At 43.5% G+C, this 19,406-nt stretch carries 17 protein-coding genes; 4 read left to right on the top strand and 13 right to left on the bottom strand.

Features of this window, described 5'->3' with window-relative positions; genetic code table 11:
- Nucleotides 1-218: 218 nt before the first annotated feature.
- Nucleotides 219-1,697 carry an APC family permease gene (locus tag ACFSMW_RS09855; protein ID WP_390355222.1) on the bottom strand — a complete coding sequence of 493 codons (1,479 nt, stop codon included), beginning with the start codon at nucleotides 1,695-1,697 and terminating at the stop codon, nucleotides 219-221.
- A gap of 367 nt (nucleotides 1,698-2,064) precedes the next feature.
- On the opposite strand from ACFSMW_RS09855, the gene ACFSMW_RS09850 reads away from it, so the two are divergent.
- Nucleotides 2,065-3,225, top strand: a complete 1,161-nt coding sequence (locus tag ACFSMW_RS09850) for a CDP-glycerol glycerophosphotransferase family protein (RefSeq protein ID WP_390355221.1) — start codon at nucleotides 2,065-2,067, stop codon at nucleotides 3,223-3,225.
- A 12-nt stretch (nucleotides 3,226-3,237) separates the two neighbouring features.
- On the opposite strand, the gene ACFSMW_RS09845 is transcribed toward ACFSMW_RS09850, so the two are convergent.
- Entirely contained in the window at nucleotides 3,238-3,705 is a 468-nt protein-coding gene (locus ACFSMW_RS09845; protein ID WP_390355219.1) for a VanZ family protein, read from the bottom strand.
- A 172-nt stretch (nucleotides 3,706-3,877) separates the two neighbouring features.
- Between ACFSMW_RS09845 and ACFSMW_RS09840 the strand changes: the two genes are divergently transcribed.
- Nucleotides 3,878-4,654 (top strand): polysaccharide deacetylase family protein, encoded by a 777-nt coding sequence (locus ACFSMW_RS09840; RefSeq protein ID WP_390355217.1) that lies wholly within the window; start codon nucleotides 3,878-3,880, stop codon nucleotides 4,652-4,654.
- A 273-nt stretch (nucleotides 4,655-4,927) separates the two neighbouring features.
- Here ACFSMW_RS09840 and ACFSMW_RS09835 read toward each other — a convergent pair whose 3' ends face one another.
- The 4 genes from ACFSMW_RS09835 to ACFSMW_RS09820 all read right to left on the bottom strand — a co-directional run bounded on the left by ACFSMW_RS09835 (nucleotide 4,928) and on the right by ACFSMW_RS09820 (nucleotide 12,486).
- Entirely contained in the window at nucleotides 4,928-5,179 is a 252-nt protein-coding gene (locus ACFSMW_RS09835; protein WP_390355216.1) for a hypothetical protein, read from the bottom strand.
- Nucleotides 5,180-5,462: 283 nt separating this feature from the next.
- Nucleotides 5,463-7,304 carry a TcaA NTF2-like domain-containing protein gene (locus tag ACFSMW_RS09830; RefSeq protein WP_390355214.1) on the bottom strand — a complete coding sequence of 614 codons (1,842 nt, stop codon included), beginning with the start codon at nucleotides 7,302-7,304 and terminating at the stop codon, nucleotides 5,463-5,465.
- A gap of 13 nt (nucleotides 7,305-7,317) precedes the next feature.
- Nucleotides 7,318-8,202: a hypothetical protein gene (locus ACFSMW_RS09825; RefSeq protein WP_390355212.1), complete on the bottom strand. Its 885-nt coding sequence runs from the start codon at nucleotides 8,200-8,202 to the stop codon at nucleotides 7,318-7,320.
- Between the two features lie 471 nt (nucleotides 8,203-8,673).
- Nucleotides 8,674-12,486 carry a S8 family serine peptidase gene (locus ACFSMW_RS09820; RefSeq protein ID WP_390355211.1) on the bottom strand — a complete coding sequence of 1,271 codons (3,813 nt, stop codon included), beginning with the start codon at nucleotides 12,484-12,486 and terminating at the stop codon, nucleotides 8,674-8,676.
- Between the two features lie 705 nt (nucleotides 12,487-13,191).
- On the opposite strand from ACFSMW_RS09820, the gene tagD reads away from it, so the two are divergent.
- Together tagD and ACFSMW_RS09810 are read left to right on the top strand one after the other, a co-directional pair.
- The gene (tagD, locus tag ACFSMW_RS09815) at nucleotides 13,192-13,590 is read left to right on the top strand and encodes a glycerol-3-phosphate cytidylyltransferase (RefSeq protein WP_390355210.1); all 399 of its coding nucleotides are present in this window, start codon (nucleotides 13,192-13,194) and stop codon (nucleotides 13,588-13,590) included.
- Nucleotides 13,591-13,657: 67 nt separating this feature from the next.
- Nucleotides 13,658-14,770: a CDP-glycerol glycerophosphotransferase family protein gene (locus ACFSMW_RS09810; RefSeq protein WP_390355209.1), complete on the top strand. Its 1,113-nt coding sequence runs from the start codon at nucleotides 13,658-13,660 to the stop codon at nucleotides 14,768-14,770.
- Nucleotides 14,771-14,812: 42 nt separating this feature from the next.
- On the opposite strand, the gene ACFSMW_RS09805 is transcribed toward ACFSMW_RS09810, so the two are convergent.
- The 7 genes from ACFSMW_RS09805 to ACFSMW_RS09775 form a co-directional block, all read right to left on the bottom strand.
- Nucleotides 14,813-15,436: a Yip1 family protein gene (locus ACFSMW_RS09805; protein WP_390355207.1), complete on the bottom strand. Its 624-nt coding sequence runs from the start codon at nucleotides 15,434-15,436 to the stop codon at nucleotides 14,813-14,815.
- Between the two features lie 71 nt (nucleotides 15,437-15,507).
- The gene (locus ACFSMW_RS09800) at nucleotides 15,508-16,596 is read right to left on the bottom strand and encodes a glycosyltransferase family 4 protein (protein WP_390355206.1); all 1,089 of its coding nucleotides are present in this window, start codon (nucleotides 16,594-16,596) and stop codon (nucleotides 15,508-15,510) included.
- Between the two features lie 352 nt (nucleotides 16,597-16,948).
- Nucleotides 16,949-17,083 carry a hypothetical protein gene (locus tag ACFSMW_RS09795; protein ID WP_390355204.1) on the bottom strand — a complete coding sequence of 45 codons (135 nt, stop codon included), beginning with the start codon at nucleotides 17,081-17,083 and terminating at the stop codon, nucleotides 16,949-16,951.
- Between the two features lie 92 nt (nucleotides 17,084-17,175).
- Nucleotides 17,176-17,313 (bottom strand): hypothetical protein, encoded by a 138-nt coding sequence (locus ACFSMW_RS09790; RefSeq protein WP_390355202.1) that lies wholly within the window; start codon nucleotides 17,311-17,313, stop codon nucleotides 17,176-17,178.
- Nucleotides 17,314-17,448: 135 nt separating this feature from the next.
- Complete coding sequence (locus ACFSMW_RS09785) at nucleotides 17,449-18,453, bottom strand: nuclease-related domain-containing protein (RefSeq protein WP_390355201.1); 1,005 nt, start codon at nucleotides 18,451-18,453, stop codon at nucleotides 17,449-17,451.
- Between the two features lie 177 nt (nucleotides 18,454-18,630).
- Nucleotides 18,631-18,933: a PTS sugar transporter subunit IIB gene (locus tag ACFSMW_RS09780; protein WP_390355200.1), complete on the bottom strand. Its 303-nt coding sequence runs from the start codon at nucleotides 18,931-18,933 to the stop codon at nucleotides 18,631-18,633.
- A gap of 1 nt (nucleotide 18,934) precedes the next feature.
- A complete protein-coding gene (locus tag ACFSMW_RS09775) occupies nucleotides 18,935-19,273 on the bottom strand; it encodes a PTS lactose/cellobiose transporter subunit IIA (protein ID WP_390355199.1) in 339 nt (112 codons plus the stop codon).
- Between the last annotated feature and the right edge of the window lie 133 nt (nucleotides 19,274-19,406).

Here is a 19,406-nt window from a genome sequence, read left to right as displayed (position 1 = left end):
TTAAATGTTCAGCTCATCAACTCCAATTTGGTAACTTATTATGCCTTTATTATCGTCAGCAAAAGAAGCCCATTTAACTGTAAACGGGTTTATTTTAAATTTTTCAACCTGGAATTTTCATCAAAAAAAAGGAAAACCACAACATTGTTGCAGTTTTCCTTTTGAAATAAAATGTAATAACACTTACTATCATTCAATTCCTCTGTTTAGATGAAAATTCATTCAATATGTTGCGTAGCAGCTTCTTCATCAATAGTATTTTTCCCATGCTCACCCAAAATCAAATAGTCTAGCTCCCCTTTCGGGATCGCATGGTATTCTTTATATTTGAACAGATAAAACACCACTCCAAGGACAACCCAGACAATCAGTGCGATCAGAGATTCTTTTCCTAAAGCAGCCGGAGAACCAGGGACAAGCAGCAGCCCGATGAATACCACACTAGCGATAATACCGACGAGGGCCAGTAGCTTTTTAAGCGGTGCTGCCTGCTGCTTATCATTTAATACGCCATTCTTGGACCATTTGAAAAACGTATATGCTGTAAAACAAGTATATAGATAAGCTATAGATACACCGATCGAAGACATATCGACGATCCACATCAGCACTTCCCGGCCGAACCAAGGTGCAAGCATGGCTAAAACGACAGTAAAGATGATGCCCACATACGGTGTTTTATATTTCGGGTGCAGTTTAGAAAATGCTTTTGGAATCACCTTTGCACGTGACATGGCGAACAGCAGACGGCTGGATGAAATGATGAAACCATTCAGGCCTGTGAAAATTCCCATAGTTAGCGCCACTACGAGAATGATCAAGCCCGCGTTGCCAAGCACGCCTTTAATAGCGACAGCGGTTCCCCATAGATAATGCTTGTCCACCAGATCAACCCAAGGCTGCGTCATGGAAGTGACGATAATCATGAAGCTGTATAAGAGTGCAGCGGCAATCAAGGCAAAAATGATTAGTCCGAATGCTTTTTGGGAAGAAAAATTGAATTCTTCAGCAGCCTGTGGGACATTATCAAATCCGACAAATGCCCAAGGTGAGATAGCGACAATCGATATGATTGCTGCCATGCTCGACATGCCAGGGTGGAATAATGGCTTCACATTTTCTAATCCAGCTTCAGGTGAAGCACCAACCAGAAATGTAAGTAAAAGGACACCGGCAATCATGATGACGCAAAAATAAAACTGCATACTTCCAGATAAGCCAGTATCGCGGATATTGAACCAGGCGAAGATACCTAGTGTGACGGCTGCGATAATTACTTCCACGAGGTAAACGTCCCAGCCGGCCAATTGGTACATTTGCAGGTTTTCAACAAATGACGGAAAAACGAATTTAAACATCAGCGCAAATGCCGATACGTTCAAGGCGACAATACAAATATATCCCAATGTCAAAAACCATCCACAAATGAATGCGTGGACCCTGCCAAGGCTAACGTAAGCATATGCAAATTCCCCTCCTGAAACTGGAAAATTTTGGACCAATATACCATAACTGACAGCAATCAGCATCATCAATAAAGCACCAATGGTGAAGCCGATGATGACACCCATCGGTCCGGCCTGCCCCAACCAGTCTGTCGGCTGGACAAATGCTCCCCAGCCGATCGAAGATCCTAGCGCAATCGCCCAGACCCAGTGCTGTTTAAGTGTTTTGTTCAATTTCTTTCTCTCTTCCATTTTCGCTCTCCTTCATATGAAGCTTTATGTAATTAAAATGAATAGTAGCTAAGACTCAGGTTTCAGCGGAAAGCAATTCACACCTTTTTAATATATTTCCATAAAATGATGTTGGATATCCTTACTTGTTCCTCTAAATGAATGCAGTTAAACATCATTTGCTGTATTTCTTGTAAAATATTAAGAAACTTTGCCACGGCGAAAATTTCGTTGTTGATCGTAAAAAGATAGCTTTACATTCATACATCAGGCATTCGGCACTCGAATGCTCACTAAAATAAAATCACCATGGGGCTACTATTGCTTGTTTATCATTATTGATTTTGAATAAGCTAAGTGTAAGTAATGTTTTTTGGAGGAGGCCATCATGTTTAAAGAAATCATCATCTTCATCTATTTAATACTCTTCCGGATTGTGTTTAACATATTCCGCCTTCTTCCCTTACAGCGCGGAAAGACCGTCTTTGTCGCATCTTTTGAAGATAATATTTTATATACGTTGCGGGATGTGGAAAAACAGACAGATGAACGGATGATTGTTCTGCGGCTGTCCGATTGGAAGGTAACGATTCAGGAAACAGCGCGGATTCGGGTTTTAGAATTCGCTTTCCCTCATATTTTCCACTGGTTCCAAGCAGTTTATCATCTAGCCACTTCAAAAATTATTTTTGTAGATAATTATTACGGCTTTCTGGCTGCAGCAAATGTGAGGAAAGAGGTCTCTGTCATCCAACTGTGGCATGCTGCGGGGGCTATCAAGCTGTTCGGTCTGCGAAACCCCGCTATTTCGGAAAGACCCGCTATCGCAAAGTGGCGTTTTCGAAAGGTTTATCAACATTTCGACCATGTGGTGGTGGGCTGTGAAGCAATGGCAGGAATTTTTCAGGAGAGCTTCGGAATCGATCATGAAAAAATGCTGCGTACTGGTGTACCAAGGACAGATTTCTTCTTTGACCAGCTTGCGTTAGAAAGAGAACGCGAAAAATTTTTACGGCAATATCCCGTTATCAGGGACAAGCAGGTCATTCTGTATGCTCCTACTTTCCGAAACGGACCGAAAACAACCGCTGAGTTGCCACTGAATATAAACGAGATGTGCCAGTCCTTATGCGAGGATTATGTATTGTTTTTACACCTGCATCCCGCTGTCAAGGTGGATATATCCATTTCCAATCAAACGTTTGTTATAGATTTATCCGACTATCACAACGTCAATCACCTGCTTGCGTTCACCGATATCTTGATTACAGATTACTCTTCAATCCCATTTGAATTCAGCCTGCTGGAACGCCCGATGATTTTTTTCGCGTATGACGAAGAAGCATACAGCGTAGCAAGCGGCTTCTGGGAACCATATGAAGACATGGTGCCCGGACCGATCGTTAAAAATACAACAGAATTGGTGGATGCATTGTTACAAAAAGATGCTTTCGATATGGATGCAGTGCGAAAGTTCGCACGGAAGTGGAATGCTTATTCAAGGGGTAGGTCAAGCCAAGCATTGGTAGAGCGATTCTATCGGTCATAAAATGGCAGGATTTCAGGCTTTCCATTTCTTCCTGTTTAGGCGGCGATGAATCCATGATATTATCCAGCACAACACGATCCCGGTGAATGCGCCTGTACTGTCAATCGCTACATCTCGTACTTCTCCTGATCTTCCAGAAACGAACAATTGGTGAAATTCATCTGACATGGCATACAATACACATAGCAGCCATGCGTATATAATCGCCCGTTCCCCTGAGATACCGCTCTTTTTCCAAGCCTGCAAGGTAAGTACGCCTAACAAAAAGTAGGCAGAAAAATGTGCCGCTTTTCGAATCCAAAAATGCAGACCTTCCACTGTGATGGCTGCATCTGGTAACCATTGATGTACGGTGTTCACTATAGCTGCTGTGACTCCCGAACTTAGGGCACTGGATGAGCTTGACGGTTGATGGGACAGGCAGAAAATCACTGCCATCCACACGATGACGAGCGTCCAGGCTAACCATTTTCTTTTCATATGTATTTCCTCATCCATCTCTCTATGTTTGTTGCCATTATATCATATCTGTTTCATGCAGCATTTGATTCAGTATAAAAAACGATTCTTTACTGGTAGTTGTTTCATCGGATAATAAGTCCAAACCAGAGATATAATAACTCATGCTCATTTTGTTGGAGAGGATTTTGTTATGAAAGGTAAACATGGCCACTATCATTTACTACTTCGTGTGGTGTTCATTTCTTTATTGGTCATCTTCACATGGAAACCGATGGAACCCGGTGCAGAAGAGTCCGCAGATCCGTTCCGAGTGCCAATCCTGACATACACTGCCATAGGCAATTATGAAGGCAGAGGTACAACAGAATTATACGTGACTGACAAAAATTTCAAACTCCAGATGGAATATCTGAAAGCTTCGGGTTACACACCAATCACTTTCGATGACCTACAAAATGTCCGTAAGTTCAACAAGCCTGTACTCATCGCATTTATCGGAGGAGACCAGACTGTATGGAAAGCTTATCAGATACTCCAAAATATGGAAGAAGACGAATTTCAAGCCAAGGCCACTTTATTCATGATTGTTGGACAAATTGGAGAAAAAAATCGTCTTTCTGAAAATCAGTTAAAAGAGATGAGTGACTCGGGCATCTTTTCTATGCAATCCAACACATTCACCAACGCTGATTTGACAGTGACAAATAATTTTCCGCATGAGCTAGGTGACAGCAAACAGAAGTTAACCGAAATCACCGGCAAAAAAGTGAACGCGATTGCCTACCCGCTGGGAAAATATGATATAAATGCTGTCAAAGAAGTTAAAAAATATTATCAGTACGGTTTGACAGATAGCGCAGGATTTGTGAATGAAAAAACCGATCCATATAAATTGCGAAGACTGCGCGTCGATGTGTATACGACCCTGGCACTGTTTAAGGAATTCGTCCATCCCAGACTGGAGTGAGAGCTGGGCTTTTGTCCAGTGGTGCGGGGGCCTTCTTGTCAGTTTGTAGCATTTTCTTGTCAGGAGGGGGGGTATCTTGTCAATTGAGTTCACTATCTTGTCACCACGCTACTTTCTTGTCAGTTCGCAGCATTATCTTGTCAGAGGAACGCGCTTTCTTGTCAGTCCCCAGCAGTATCTTGTCAGATAAACGAGTTATCTTGTCAAAGGAGCGGACCTGCCAACAAAAAAACGATTCCGCCCTACCACTTTCAGCAAGAATCGTTTTTTTAATTAAACCAGATACACTGCAAGCGCGATGATGGCTACAATAAAGGTAACACTATAAATCCAGGTTAAAATAGGTACATTGGATTTTAAGGAATTTGATTCATACGCGATCGATCTTTCCAATTCATCCTGTGCTGTCCGTCCTTCTTTCTCATAGGTTTGCATTTTATTTTCGATCTGCTTAAAGAAAACCAATGTTATGCACAGCGCTACAATGAGTAATAGTATTAAGAATACGATAAGTCCAATAAACACGGCAGGCACCTCCTAACTTGCTATGTTGCTTTTGCTTCCAATAGGCAGTTGGTTTTTAAAAAACAACTTCTTTACATTCATTGTACCTTGGAAGATAGCCAACGTCACTCCCATATGATAAATAATTATGACAATATACGGACAGGTTACTTATAAATACGCATGGAATAAGAACATCACAAAAACACGCTATCATTGGATCTAGCGTGTTTTCGTAATCTATCTAATCCGCCAAACATACGACTGACCGAAGCCGATCAGCTTATGCTTGCTTTAGAAATATTTAAATCGGCTTCGTTTCAATCAGTTCATCCACCAAATATTCTCCATCCACTTTTTTCACGATCACAATCGTCCGATACGTTTTGGTGCTTGTGTCCCCATCGATTTCTATTTCAAAGGTTTCTTGGAGCGTCACTTTCCAGGTATTGTCGGATACCTCCGAAACACTTTCCAGTTTGCTCTCCAGCCATTCTTCATAAATATCCTTTTTTTCCACGTAGTCGATGTAATCCTCGGCTTCTTTTCTTCTGGGACCATCCTTGGTGATATAGCCGCTCATAAAGGAAAATTCGCGATAATTAATCGCATCTACGCTCGCCTGTGTATAGGCATCCATCATGTCCTTGATATCAGCGTTACGCTCCTGCGCTTTCGCATTTGCGACTGTCTCCTTGCTAGGGGCATAAAGTTTTTTGTTGCCAGCAATTGTTTCTGTCGCTTCAAAATAACCCCAAGGATCACCAGGTTCCCAATTATCCACTGTCCACGTGTTCTTTTTCGGATCATAGCTAAGGCCGATTGTCGCAATCCATTCATTCCCGCTCAACTCAGCTTTTTCGGAAAGTTCATGGTAGTCTTCGGATGTTTTAAAATCAGTCATTAAACGAATGGACATATTTTTATCATCTTTGCCGGTTGAAGCTGTGAGAGAATTTTTATCGATTCCGATTTCTTCAAGCTTTCCGGAATAATAGGTGTCCTCTTCCATATCGTCTTTAACCACTTTCTGGACATTGCTGGAGGCTGCCTGCAACGGTTTGACACTTTTTTCTGCCAACGATTGCACATATTGTTCACCAAATTGCTTGATGGTTTCTTTGACTGCTTTGAAGTCTTCAGGCGTAATGATATCAGCCTCCATTGCAAAATCGCTATCAGTCACTTTCACGGGTGCGGATGTCACATCTCCCCAAGGCATGGCTACTACTGTCTGTACAGTTTGCGAACCATCCAGAAGTATCGGCCCGATTTTCTTGGTGATGCCTCCCTCACTGAGCGGGATTTTTTCATCATGCAATTTGATGTATGCCTTAGACGTGTCGAATTTATCGGCGTTTGTCACCGTAAATGTCACTTTAGCGACAGAGATATTCAAATCGACGTTCGTATGATCTCCGTACACATCATTTAACATGACTTTTTCCTGCTTGCTTGTCTTGCCATATTTGCCGTCATAATCAGCTTTGACCGTGTAAATGCCTGGCATCAATGGGCCGTAAACCGTTTTTTCCTCGCTCTCTTGATATGGTGTCAATGTTTTATTGTCAAACGTGTACCCAATATCATCTTCCGCTTTCTTCATCGCTGCATATTGGTCTTTCCCCTGCACGCGATGTGCTTTATAGAACAGGAGAAACTTTCCATCTTGCTCAATCGAAACGTAATCGGACAGTTCATCTGTCCCTTCTTGTTGGATGAGTTTGATAAAAGCTGCCGCTTCCTGTTCGCTGATGCCAGATCCGTCTTTATGAATCATCATCGACTGCACTTTCCCCTTGTTTTTCTTATCAACCGCCTTCACGAAGCGCTTTTGCACAGCTTCTGGTGATTGATACCAATTGGCCCAGACACTGAATCCAATGATGAGTACGATAAGCGCAGCCACAGAACTCCAAATCACTTTATTACGCTTGCGCATCGGCTTTTTCACAGACGGTCTCGCGCTACGTGACAGACTGTCCTGTTTTGGCCGGCTGCTTTCCTTCTGTGTGGAGAAAGCCTCGCTGTGTTTCTCCGCATGCACGGCATTCGAAGATTCGGATACTAACGGTGTGCCGCAATGAATACACACATTATGCTCTGGCTGTGCTTCTTTGCCGCAGTTTTTACAAAATCGGTTCATTATCTGTTACCTCCTAGAAAATACTATCCAGGCTGTCCAGGAGATTCCCGATAGACGAATCAGCCAGTATGGTGAAATAAATGCCGAATGCGATAGCGGCCAAAACGAGATAAAGCAAATAACCATAATAGGCATCAAAGGTTTTGGCAGATTTCGTAAGCAGGTTGCTGATCAAATACAGCGGCATGCTTGTGATGAGCAGGCCAATCGCAATCAGAAAAACAATTGATCCGACTGTATTGGCTTTGAGCAAAAGCAGCAGGAACGCAGCCAATGCAGCGACATCGATCAAAACTGTATGCGCACCAAAAAAACTGACAAGCGATTTAAATTGGATGTTTATTCCCATGATTTTGCTGGCAACAAATAAAATAACCAAAACGATTGCGACAAGAATCACACTGTAAAGAAAAATGTTGCCTGCAATAGAGAAGAATGGGATATCAACATCCGGAACGCCCCACATACCGCCATAGCTGTAAGCTGATGCAATGTTTCGCACAAGCCAATAACCGGATAAAGAAAATAGTACGATTGCGATCACGATACTGATCAGGCCATTCTTAAACTCAGATGGCCCTTTATGAAATATAACGGATGGCTGTTTCAGATGCTGCACGAAATAAGCCCAAAAAGCCTTTGATGTATATTTCATCTTGTCCATTGCATCGTTATGGCTGTCAGTCGCTGTAGCAGTAGTTACCGCCTCTTCATATGTAAATTGCTGCGGCCGTTCCGGTTGATTGACCGTCTGCTGCTGCACATCCTCAGTTGGCACATGTTGATGTTGATCAATCTTTTGCTCCTCCGGCTGCGCCTTCTCCACTGTCATCGGGGAGCCGCACTTGCCGCAAAACTTCCCTTCTTGTTGTTCAAAGCCACAGTTGATGCATTTCATATTTCAGTTCCTCCTCGTAAAATGTTAAGTCTATGTACCTATTTTCACAAAGACTCCTACCATTATAGCAAGTTTTGGCATAGTTGCCATTTCTTTTTTGAAATATTTACCTTGCTTTTTATGGGCGGGGATGGCGGGCGTGTTCGCTGGCTTGCTCATTTGCTTGATGTGGGCGGGGTTACATGTCATTCTGCTCGGTTTACTTGTCAGGTCGGGAGCTTTACTTGTCAGATTGGCGCATTTACTTGTCACTCGCGCTCTGTTTCTTGTCTGCAGCCTGGACTCTTGGCTCTTGGCTGAGATTACTTGTCTAATGCGGTGCTTTACTTGTCAGATTCGGCATTTACTTGTCAATCACGCCTAATTACTTGTCAGCGGCCTGGACCCTCGCCCACACGGCCACTCCGCCCACTTAAAAAACCGCCACCAATGCTTTCATGCATTGGTGGCGGCGATAATTTGTATGATCGTTTAAGGCAGGAGCCATCCGAAAATGCTGCCGATCAAATTATTGACGCGATCTACAATAAATCCGACTAGCCCGCCCAAAAATCCATTATCAGCTTGTCCATGGCCATTGCCGTTGCCATTGTTATTGTTATTGCCATGTCCGTTGCCGTTACCGGAATTTTTGTCAGCTTCCTTTTCGATCACCACATGTTGAATCGTTTCATGTCCGCCCAGATCAACGACTTTGAATTCAAATTCATTCTTGCCGTCTTTCAAATCAAGGTTAACATCGACTTTTTCATTGAATTTCACCATATCATATGGCTCTGAAAGCTCATGCTTGTACACTTCATTACCATTGACATAGAGTTTGATGTCATCGAAATTGTCTTTGATTTTCGCGGAAACCTTCACTGTGTCGGTTTTCACCTTTTCAGCCGCTTTAACATTGAGCTTCGCTTGCTTCGTGTCAACGAAGAACTTGCGTGCAATGTCTGTTTTATTTCCGGCGGTGTCTGCAGCTTGGATTTTCGCTGTATGATAACCATCTTTATATTTCACTGTCAAACTGAAGTTATAGCGATCGTTGGCCTTGTCATAATCCAATTTCGCTTGCTGGCCATCAATGGTTACTTCCTTTAAGCCGGATTTGTCAGTAGCATAACCCGAAAAGACAACCTTTTTGCCTGACTCGATTCCAAGGAATTCAGGGGTTTTCAAGTGCAAATCCGGTGCAGTGGTATCGACAGCCTGTGATGCTTCTTCTTCCTTTTGGTTACCGGCATAGTCGACTGCAACAACAGAAAGCTTCTGGTCCTTTTTCAGCTTCTTGACTAGCTGATGTGTTGTTTCGCCATTCGTGTATGGCTTGTCCAAAATGGATTTGCCATCGACCAATACATCCCAGTATGCGAGTCCGCTGCCGCCTTTTTCGTCTGCAGCTTCAACGCTTACCTTTTGCTTATCGCTGTCAAATGAAACCTTCAGCGATGGAGCTTTCGTATCTACTTTGACAGGGATTTGCAAGTTCTGTGCCTTTGCGCCTGGGTAATCTACTTTGCCGGAGACCTGCAAATAATACTGGCCGTCTGCAGCTGTTTTCCCGTCGACTTTTCCATCCCAAATATTTTCGCCGGACAAGTTGTACATTGGTCCTTCTCCGCCATCATAATAATTTTTGCGCAAAAATTCTTCTGTGCTGATGGTCCGCACAACTTGTTTATTTTTATCCAGCACTTGGTACTTCACGTCTTTGGCATTACGCAATGTCGAGAAAATCAGTAAAGCGTCATCTTGCACATGATCACCATTTGGTGAAATAGCAATTTTGGCAGGGTCCAATTCGCCGCTGTTCAAATCTTCGCCCAAGAATGCGTAGTCATCGTCGCCGGCAGATGTAACGATGCCTGTCATGCCGTAATACGTATCAGCATCCCATTCTGGTGTATCAAAAATCGGTGCCTTATCCCACTGGCCTTTGAAGCCGACATAAGGAACATGCAATGCAGGGTTGTTGTCGGATGGATCCGTTAAAGTGACAAATCCTTCCAGCCAATAACCATTTTCAAAGTAATTTTGCAGCAAGCCATCTACCTTGCTCACATTGATAGAAACTGTGAACGATGCTTTGCCGTCTGCTGGAATTTCTACTTTATTTGTCTTTTTGCCATCGATTTTGATATTGACATCCTCTGTCAAATCCAACGCAGCGTTATCATTTGGCAATACGAGATATTCACCGCCGTTATTCAATGGCTGGTCTGTTTGGGCGTTCGCTTTGACATCATAAGAAACAGCTTTATCAGAGAAGTTTTCCGCTGTCAGCTCGAATGTTGCCTTGTTGCCCTTGATTTCCTTCAAAGCTACTTTTGCTTCATGTGTTTTCGACTCAGTTACCGTCACTGGTGTTGAAAGTGCTGCATGCAGCTGCATGAGTCCAGCTCCCTGACGGCGAGGTGATACAGGTTCCTCTTCAAAGTCCACGATTTTTGCAGTATTCATCATCAGGTTTTTCGCATGGTTGACGCGATCGGCATTTTTCAAGTTGAATTCATCCCGAACACGTTCCAATACAAGTGCACTGCCGCCTGAGACATGTGGTGCGGCCATCGATGTACCACTCATTAAACCGTATTGATCATCATTCAATGTAGATAAAATTTGTCCGCCCGGCGCGGTGATTTCCGGTTTGAAATCCAGGCTCGGAGTCAGTCCCCATGAGGAGAAAGCGCTCATTTTACCTGCGTCCGGATTTTGAATATTTGTCTTTTCACCTGTAAAATCGATGGTTACTTTTTTGCCGTCTTTCAAGCTTGTCGCAAGTTTGTCTCCATCGTTCTTCAGCATGAACAGCTGCGGAATCTCAATCTCGCTATCTGAAGCCATATTCACGATGCCATCCGTGTTATTGTAGATGATCACACCTTCGGCACCGGCCTTCTGCGCGTTTAGAGCCTTATCGACAAAACCGATATCTCCGCGTCGGATCAATGCATATTTGCCTTTGACATCTTTTCCTTCCAGCTCTTCAGGTGTTCCAAGTCCTGCTTCAACGACATCGAATGTCGTTTTAACATAATCATCCGGACTGGTTTCTCCTGCTGAAAGGAATGGTGCTTGTCCTTTTTCATCACCGATGTGATATTCCAGTGCATCGACAGTGATGTTGGAGTTTTCAAAAGAAGCCACTTGTGTGGAATCCAGCGCCAATCCTGGTGATCCGCTTACCCCATAGTCTGGATTCGAAGCCAGCGGATAGTAAAATCCTTCGCCAAACATGTTCGAGTTACCTGCTGAAATCGACATAAGAATGCCATTATCAACGGCACGCGTCACAGCTTGCTGTTCTGCAGAGTCAGAATCTACAAATCCCGCTGTAGAACCGAGACTCATATTCAAAACATCCGCTTCCAGCTTGATGGCGTCATCAATCGCTTTGATATAAATATCCCCATAAGTGGATTTCATTTCCGGATCGTTGCCGAAAACCTTCAAAGCGAGCAGCTGCGATTCGGGAGCGATCCCTTTGATGCCTCCGTTATCTTCATCGCCATTGGCTCCGACAGTACCAGCAACGTGCATGCCATGCATGGATGCTCCTTTGTACAAATCACGGATTTCATCATTCTCATCCATATAGTTGTAGCCGTATGGCACCTTTTCTGTATAGAATTTACCAGGCAATGTGTTTCCTAACGCATCGACTGTTCTTTTGTTAAGCTTTGGTTTAGTACCATCGCTCAAAATCATGTCGCGGTGGCTTGGATCGATTCCTGAATCGATGATACCAACGACCATTCCCTGGCCTTTAAAACCATAGTCACGCCAAGCTTCCTGTGCTTGGACAAGCTCCTTGCTGTATTTCATTTGCGGTTTTACTTCCGGACGCTTGTACTCATTCACGATATGAACGCTTTTGACATCTGGAAGTTTTTTGACAATATCAATGTCTTTTTGCTTCAGTTCTGCACTAAAACCATTGACAACTGTGTTGAATTCCTGAAAATATTTCGCTTTCACTTTTTTCGTCTTGATGTCTGCTTTTACTTTTTTCTGTGTAGCTTGCGCAGCTTTTTGCAGTGACTGCTGATCTGTTTTAGCGAGGCTCTTGAACATAACACCTTTTTTGGTCGCTTTTTCAATTGGCGCCTCGCCCTTCATTTCCACAATGACACGGACTTGCTTGTCCGGATCCTTGCTCTCTTTCAACTTCTGTGTGTGTTGTGTTTTCGCCTTATGTACATTCGCTTTTGGCAGCTGTGCAGCCGACGCGAAGGCGATATTGCTGAAGGCTAATAGAAAAATCGCCAGCAATATTCCGATACGCTTGTACATAAACTTCCCCCTTTGTTTTGTCCACTGATGCCAGGAGCTGTTATGTATGATGTATGTCTTTCCAGCATAGTGACATAATTTTCAAACACTATCATCATAAAATAAATTCGAAAAGTCAAACAAGTGCCAAAAGTCCCGGTCCTTGTAAAAAAGTCCTGTTTTTGGCAAATAAAAGAGGAACGAAATATTTTCGTAAGCCATTCCATATAGTGCTACAAATCCCTTTAAGATGGGTGCTGACAGCAAATTGTCTATGGGTAGCATGGAAACGACGATGCATTTGAAAAGAAAGTCGGCAACTTGACTGTGTGGGGGATGAAGCCATTTAAAATAAGGAACCTTTGTATCAGGTGAGCAGTGAAAACAGTATTATGCTGGTGAAAACGCAGCGCTGGCGCGGTACATTGAACTCAGTAAGGTTCTCTCGGGTGTCCTAAAGCCATTTTATCCATTGATTCTCAGGATAATTATACGATTTTATTACTGACCTTTCGTTAGCAGGATGCACAGACAAGAGATCTGTATATAACTATTGGTAAATCATGGAAATCTGCTTATTTTTACATATATCGTCATTATATTACCGCCTTGTTAAAAATCCGATAAACCCTTTTCATTTTGTATTTTCATAGTATAATTGGGATATGATGAAGACATGGAACGAGCATCAGACTTGATACATGGAACAAACAGGAGGTTTCCTCAATGAGAAAAGTGATCACATATGGGACTTATGATTTACTCCATACGGGACACATCAACCTATTGCGCCGGGCCAAGGAGTTTGGCGATTATCTGATTGTAGCGATTTCTTCAGACGAATTCAATGCATTGAAGGGCAAGAAAGCTTACTATACATTTGAACAGCGCAAGGCTATTCTGGAAGCTGTCCGCTATGTAGACGAAGTGATCCCCGAAGACAACTGGGAACAGAAAATTTCCGATGTTCAGGATCATGATGTCGATGTTTTCGTGATGGGAGATGACTGGGAAGGTAAATTCGACTTTTTAAAAGATTATTGCGAAGTCATCTATTTGCCGCGCACAGTCGGTATTTCCACTACCAAAATCAAAAAAGATCTGAATTTGAGAAAAAATGATTAGAGAACTGGCAATTACTGTATATCTGCTTGCATTTCGGTTCGTATTTTCCATTTGCAAGCTTTTTCCTATGCAAAAAAAGACCGTTTTTGTCGCATCCTTCGGAGATAACATACTGCGGACATTACAAGAAGTGGAGCGGCAGACAGATGATACAATTGTTGTGCTAAAAACCCCTTCCTGCCAGACAGACTTTGATAAACGCCATCTTGTGCGGCGCTTTGAAACTGGCAATCTGGCAGATTGGATAGCTGGCATCTATCACCTGGCAACGGCCAAACAGATTTTCATAGATAATTATTTTGGTTTTCTCGCAGCCTGCCATTTTAAAGAGGATGTCCACTGCATCCAGCTATGGCACGCCAATGGCGCCATCAAACAGTTCGGGCTGCTGGATCCCTCCAATGGGAAAAGAGCGCAGCGAGCATTATCTCGTTTTCAGCTAGTTTATGACCATTTCACACAGATAGCTGTCAGCTCGGAAAAAATGGCCGGTATTTTTGAACAATGCTTTGGGGTGGATGATTCACGGATGCTGCGATATGGTACACCAAGGACAGATTTCTTTTTTGATCGCTCGGAGCAGGCTGCTTCTCTGGAAAAACTGCAGGAAGAATTTCCGGTCATCCGTGAAAAAAAAGTCATCTTATATGCCCCTACTTTCCGTGACCAGGAGCTGGATGCACCGGCAATTGCATTGGACATGGATAAAATGTACCAGCGTTTCCATCATGAGTATGTCATTTTTTTACGGCTCCATCCCGCCGTCAACCATACTTATGAAAATAAGCATCCCGGCTTCGTGTACAATGTATCGAATGGTTTTTCCGTCAACGAACTGCTTGTGGCCGCTGATGTATTGATCACAGATTACTCGTCGATTCCTTTTGAATATGCATTGCTGCACAGGCCAATGATTTTCTTTGCCTATGATTTGGAGGCGTACATGGTAAACAGAGGTTTCACGGAAAACTATACCGATTTGGTACCGGGTCCGATCGCACGCGATACAGATGATGTGATGGACATTTTGGAAACAGGCTATTTTGACATGGAGAAGATCAGCCGTTTCGCTCGTGAATGGAATGAATATGCACACGGGGAATCCGCAGCAAGTCTGGTGGAGGCAATCTACTATCCAGAACGCGTTGCAGAACCACAAAAAGCCGGACAAAACGCATGACTGATTGCTGCGTTTCCCGGCTTTTTTCTATGAAAATACTTTTTATCCGATCGTTTGAAAACCCATCAAAAGCAAAAAGATGAGGACAATCAGCGCAACAAAAGTGAGAAAACCTTTCCAGCTGGAGAAGCCATGTGCCCCTGCGATCGCTTTAGATACGGTAACGATATACCATATTCCCAGCACTAGATTGACAAGCAACGCTACGAGATTGAGCATCATTTGCCCCGGATCCAAGGACACTTCCGCAGAGGAAAACAATGCGGCACCGAATACACCTAATGCGAGTGGCCAATAAACGACCAGATAACCAAGCATCGGAACCTGAGCGAATGCCAGCGCATGGAATACGGAACGCCATGTGCCCTTTCCCCCAAACAGCCTGCCCAGCCAATAAGAGAGTACACCGTAAATCCCCCATATGACCGCGCCGTAAAGAATGGCGCGAAGCAGACTGATGCCAAGTGTATAGCCAAGAGAATGAGAATCTCCTGAGTGAACCTCCTGGGCGAAGCTTAATGCGACATGTATACCAAGTATCCAGATAAGAAGATAAGTGGAGACGGTAAACCGCTTATCCGAATCGATTACCGTTTGCTTGGGATGCAGCCACATTCGCAGCCAAGGACTAGGATTTTTCTGTACCTTTGTTTCATTTTGCTTCATGGAATTCCTCCCCATTTTTTGCGTTTTTTTATGTAAATGCCATACAGTAATGTCTCATGTTTTCGATATGTTCAATCTTCATGATGGTTCTTGCGTGCTTTTTTTCGAAATGGCCTTGTGAGCAAGTCGACAATCGGTTTTTTGCCGCCAAGCACTAAACCCGCAATCTCAGCAATCACATGCATGAATGCAAGAACTACCAGCGTGATAAGCAATGATGTGATAAGACTTGCTTCTGAGAAAAGGAGGGCCAATATACCAAAAATCGCACTGAATGCATATAAAATCAAAACAGATTGTCTGTGACTATACCCCGCGGAAAGCAATCGATAATGCAGATGCTTATTATCTGCCATCATGATGTTTTCCTTTTTTCGCATTCTGCGTATGATTGCCAAAAACGTATCCAGAATCGGAAGGGCCAAAATAATGACTGGGATGATGAAACTGAACAGGGCAATATTTTTAAACAAACCAAGAATGGAGACAACAGCAATCATATACCCGAGAAAATTCGATCCGGTATCCCCCATGTAAATTTTTGCCGGATAAAAATTATGATAGAGAAAACCCAGATTAGAGCCGATCAACGTGATGCAAAGGTATGCGGCGAGCACACGAAAATCGATGATCGACATGGCAAGCATACTGGCAAGCGCGATCGTTGCAACGCCTGTCGCCAGACCGTCCAAGCCATCAATAAGATTGATCGCATTCGTGATACCCACTATCCACAATACCGTCAGAAATACACTGAAGAAACCAAGGTCCACCATACCAAAAAAAGGCAGTGTCACCTTTTGAATCACAATATCAGCCGATATCAAGATAGAAGCAGCAATCAGCTGCCCTGTCAATTTGACAACCGGCCTGATGGTATATTTATCATCAAGCATACCGGTAATGACAATGATAAGCGCCCCAAGGCCAATGGCAGCCAGATCATGATGATATGGCGTCAAGTACAACACACCAAGCACGGTGCCTATGAACATGGCGAGGCCACCCAGCCTCGGTGTAACGATTTTATGTATTTTACGATGATTGGGATAATCCACAGCCCCGATTCTCATCGCCAGTTTCTTGACCGGATACGTCAATACCAATGTACTGACAAGTGATATAGCAAAAGCGATCAATAATTCGCCGTAATTGAACATGATGGATTCTCCTACCGTAATGTCATCTTGCCAGAAAAAAATGTCAAGTATGGAAATATCTTGCTGAAAATGGCTCCAATCCTGCAGATTGTACAGAATAGCCCCATCTTTCCTACGTAAACCGACAGCAATTGCACGCGCTAAGGTAAATTATAGCGAAAGTTGGAAGCATTTAGCAAGAGTGTCGGGCATTTCCAGTTGTTTTATTCCTTTTTGATGGAGAATAGGTGACGCGCCATCCTTTTTAGGGGGCGCGCTACAAGGCGGAATGTGGTTGCTCCCTAGTGCTTTTTCTTGTCGAGAGGGGCGCTTTCTTGTCAAATCGGGCAGTTTACTTGTCAGTTTCATCCCTTTACTTGTCAGTTCGCTCATTTTTCTTGTCACCGGCCGGGATTCTCTTCTCTTCACGGTGCTCTCTTGTCAGATCGGGTAGTTTACTTGTCAATTCCACCTCTTTACTTGTCAGTTCCCATGATTTACTTGTCACCGGCAAGGATTCTCTTCTTTTCACGGCGCTTTCTTGTCAGATCGGGTAGTTTACTTGTCGGTTCCACCTCTTTACTTGTCAGTTCCCATGATTTACTTGTCACCGGCAAGGATTCTCTTCTTTTCACGGCGCTTTCTTGTCAGATCGGACAGTTTACTTGTCGGTTCCACCTCTTTACTTGTCAGTTCGCATGGTTTACTTGTCACCGGCCGGGATTCTCTTCTTTTCACGGCGCTCTCTTGTCAAATCGGACAGTTTACTTGTCAATTCCACCTCTTTACTTGTCAGTTCGCATGATTTTCTTGTCACTGTCCAACAGGCACTCTTCCACAACGCTCTCCCCAGGCCAAAAAACTTTCCCCCATCTACAAGACATTTTGTGCAGCAATCTTCCTGAGCCTTCCGAGGTCCAAATGATACAATCTATTCCGAAATGTACCAGTATAAGGTAAATCAAGCTTTGTTAACAGCTGGGAAGCTACAGTGACAGATTGCAGTTTTGTGAAACTGCGAAACTGCTGATTGCTGATAGTAGGTTTGATTAATAAGTAATAATCCATCAATGCCCGGATATGTGCATCTCTGCTTTTTTGCTGGCACTTTATACACTTCCACCAACCAAAATCACGCACCATGCTTAATTGTTTGCATTGCTGGCATAAGACGCCTGGCAATAGCTCATGCTCTTCAACCATCAATTTTTTCCTATAATTTGGGATCAATGGCTCGTGGGCTTGCAGCAGCAGGGATGATAGTGTATCCAGGTGTTTTTGAGTAAGGCACGCACGCGGGTACTGCTTTTCCAGACGATGTAATCTTTCAGGAAAGTTTTCGGCATGCATCACTTTATCGTGGAAAGCAGCATTGGGTTGGTCTGTCGAAATGATGGTGGATGGCCTGCTGATAATGACAAGGGGGATGATTGGTATGGGGGGAAATCCAGACTGCTTGAGATACATTTCCAGCTGTTGTGCCTGTCTGTTCACTTGTGTCATTGGATATGGGAATCCTTCTTCCACGTCATTCTTCGTGCGGATGAGTTGCTGTGCAAGCTGGTTGAAATATAGTTTTCCAGACAAATTCTTGACTTCCAGGATAGGTATAAAATAGGGAGTGATGATCAGCGTATCCATCTGAAAATAGAGGTCGTTTTTCCACGGGATGCGAAGCCCATGGAAAATGCGATAAGATTTGTTGCTGATGAAATTTAAATAATAATCAATGGCTTGTTCTCCTGTAAATCCTGCTTGTACGATCCCTTTTTCCTCAGCGAACGCTGTTTGCCTTCTGTCACTAGCTAGGAGCCGTAATGACATTGCTTGCAGTACGTCCAAAGCCAAAGGGTATTCCCTTTGTTTTATTATGTCCAATGAAAAATACACCTCCACATAACCCATTCTATTCATAATAATTCGACGAAAGCTATAAGAATTCCTGCAAATTCGACACGCAACATTAAATTAAATTTCTGGCCTCCAGCAAACTCCATAAAAAACAGGATGCCCGCTCCCAGCACAGGACATCCCGTTTTCTTATAATCTTGCAGTTTATCCAAGCAGTTCTACAGCCTGATCCAAAACCTTATCTCCTTTGATCATGCCGTATGCCATCTGATCGATAACAGCCACTTTGATTCCCTTTGGTTCAGCTTGCGCCTTGATTTTCTTTTCCAAATAACGGACTTGCGGACCAATTAGAATCACATCCAGACCATCCAGATGGTTTTTCAATTGTGCCTCGCCCACTGCGTCAATATCCGCGGTGATCCCTCGCTCCTCCGCGGACTGGCGCATTTTCTTGACAAGCAATGATGTGGACATTCCAGCCGAGCATACAAGAATAATTTTCATCTTATTTTTCCCCCTCCAAAGACTGCATTTTTTCATACATATCAATCATTTCATTGGCCAGATCCTTGACTGTCATTGCCGTCATCAGGTGATCCTGGGCATGGATGAGAATAACGGTCACCCGATTTTCCATCCCATTCGCTTCATCCTGCAGCAATTTTGTCTGCAAGTGGTGGGCTTCTGTGAATTCTGCGTCCGCCTCTTCTATTTTTTGTCTGGCTTCCGCAAATTCATAGGCCTTGGCATGAGAAATGGCTTCCATTGCGAATGAACGCGCATTTCCGGCGTGCAAAATAATCGTAAAGGAGAGCATTTGCAATTCTTCCGTTGTCTGTGGCATCATTTTCCCTCCAATCACTGCCGGCTCCTAGAATCCTCTGCGGGTCCGGCATCTCACAAATTCATGGTATGTTTATCATATTGGAAATCAGCGGTTCCGCCAAGCGTATCCGCTTACAATTTCCTGACGAACC

Origin of the sequence: Tigheibacillus halophilus (assembly GCF_042683165.1) — a bacterium.
Taxonomy (GTDB): domain Bacteria; phylum Bacillota; class Bacilli; order Bacillales; family Amphibacillaceae; genus Tigheibacillus; species Tigheibacillus halophilus.
Note: the sequence above shows the minus strand (reverse complement) of the source record. Positions and strands in the feature narration are given on the sequence as shown.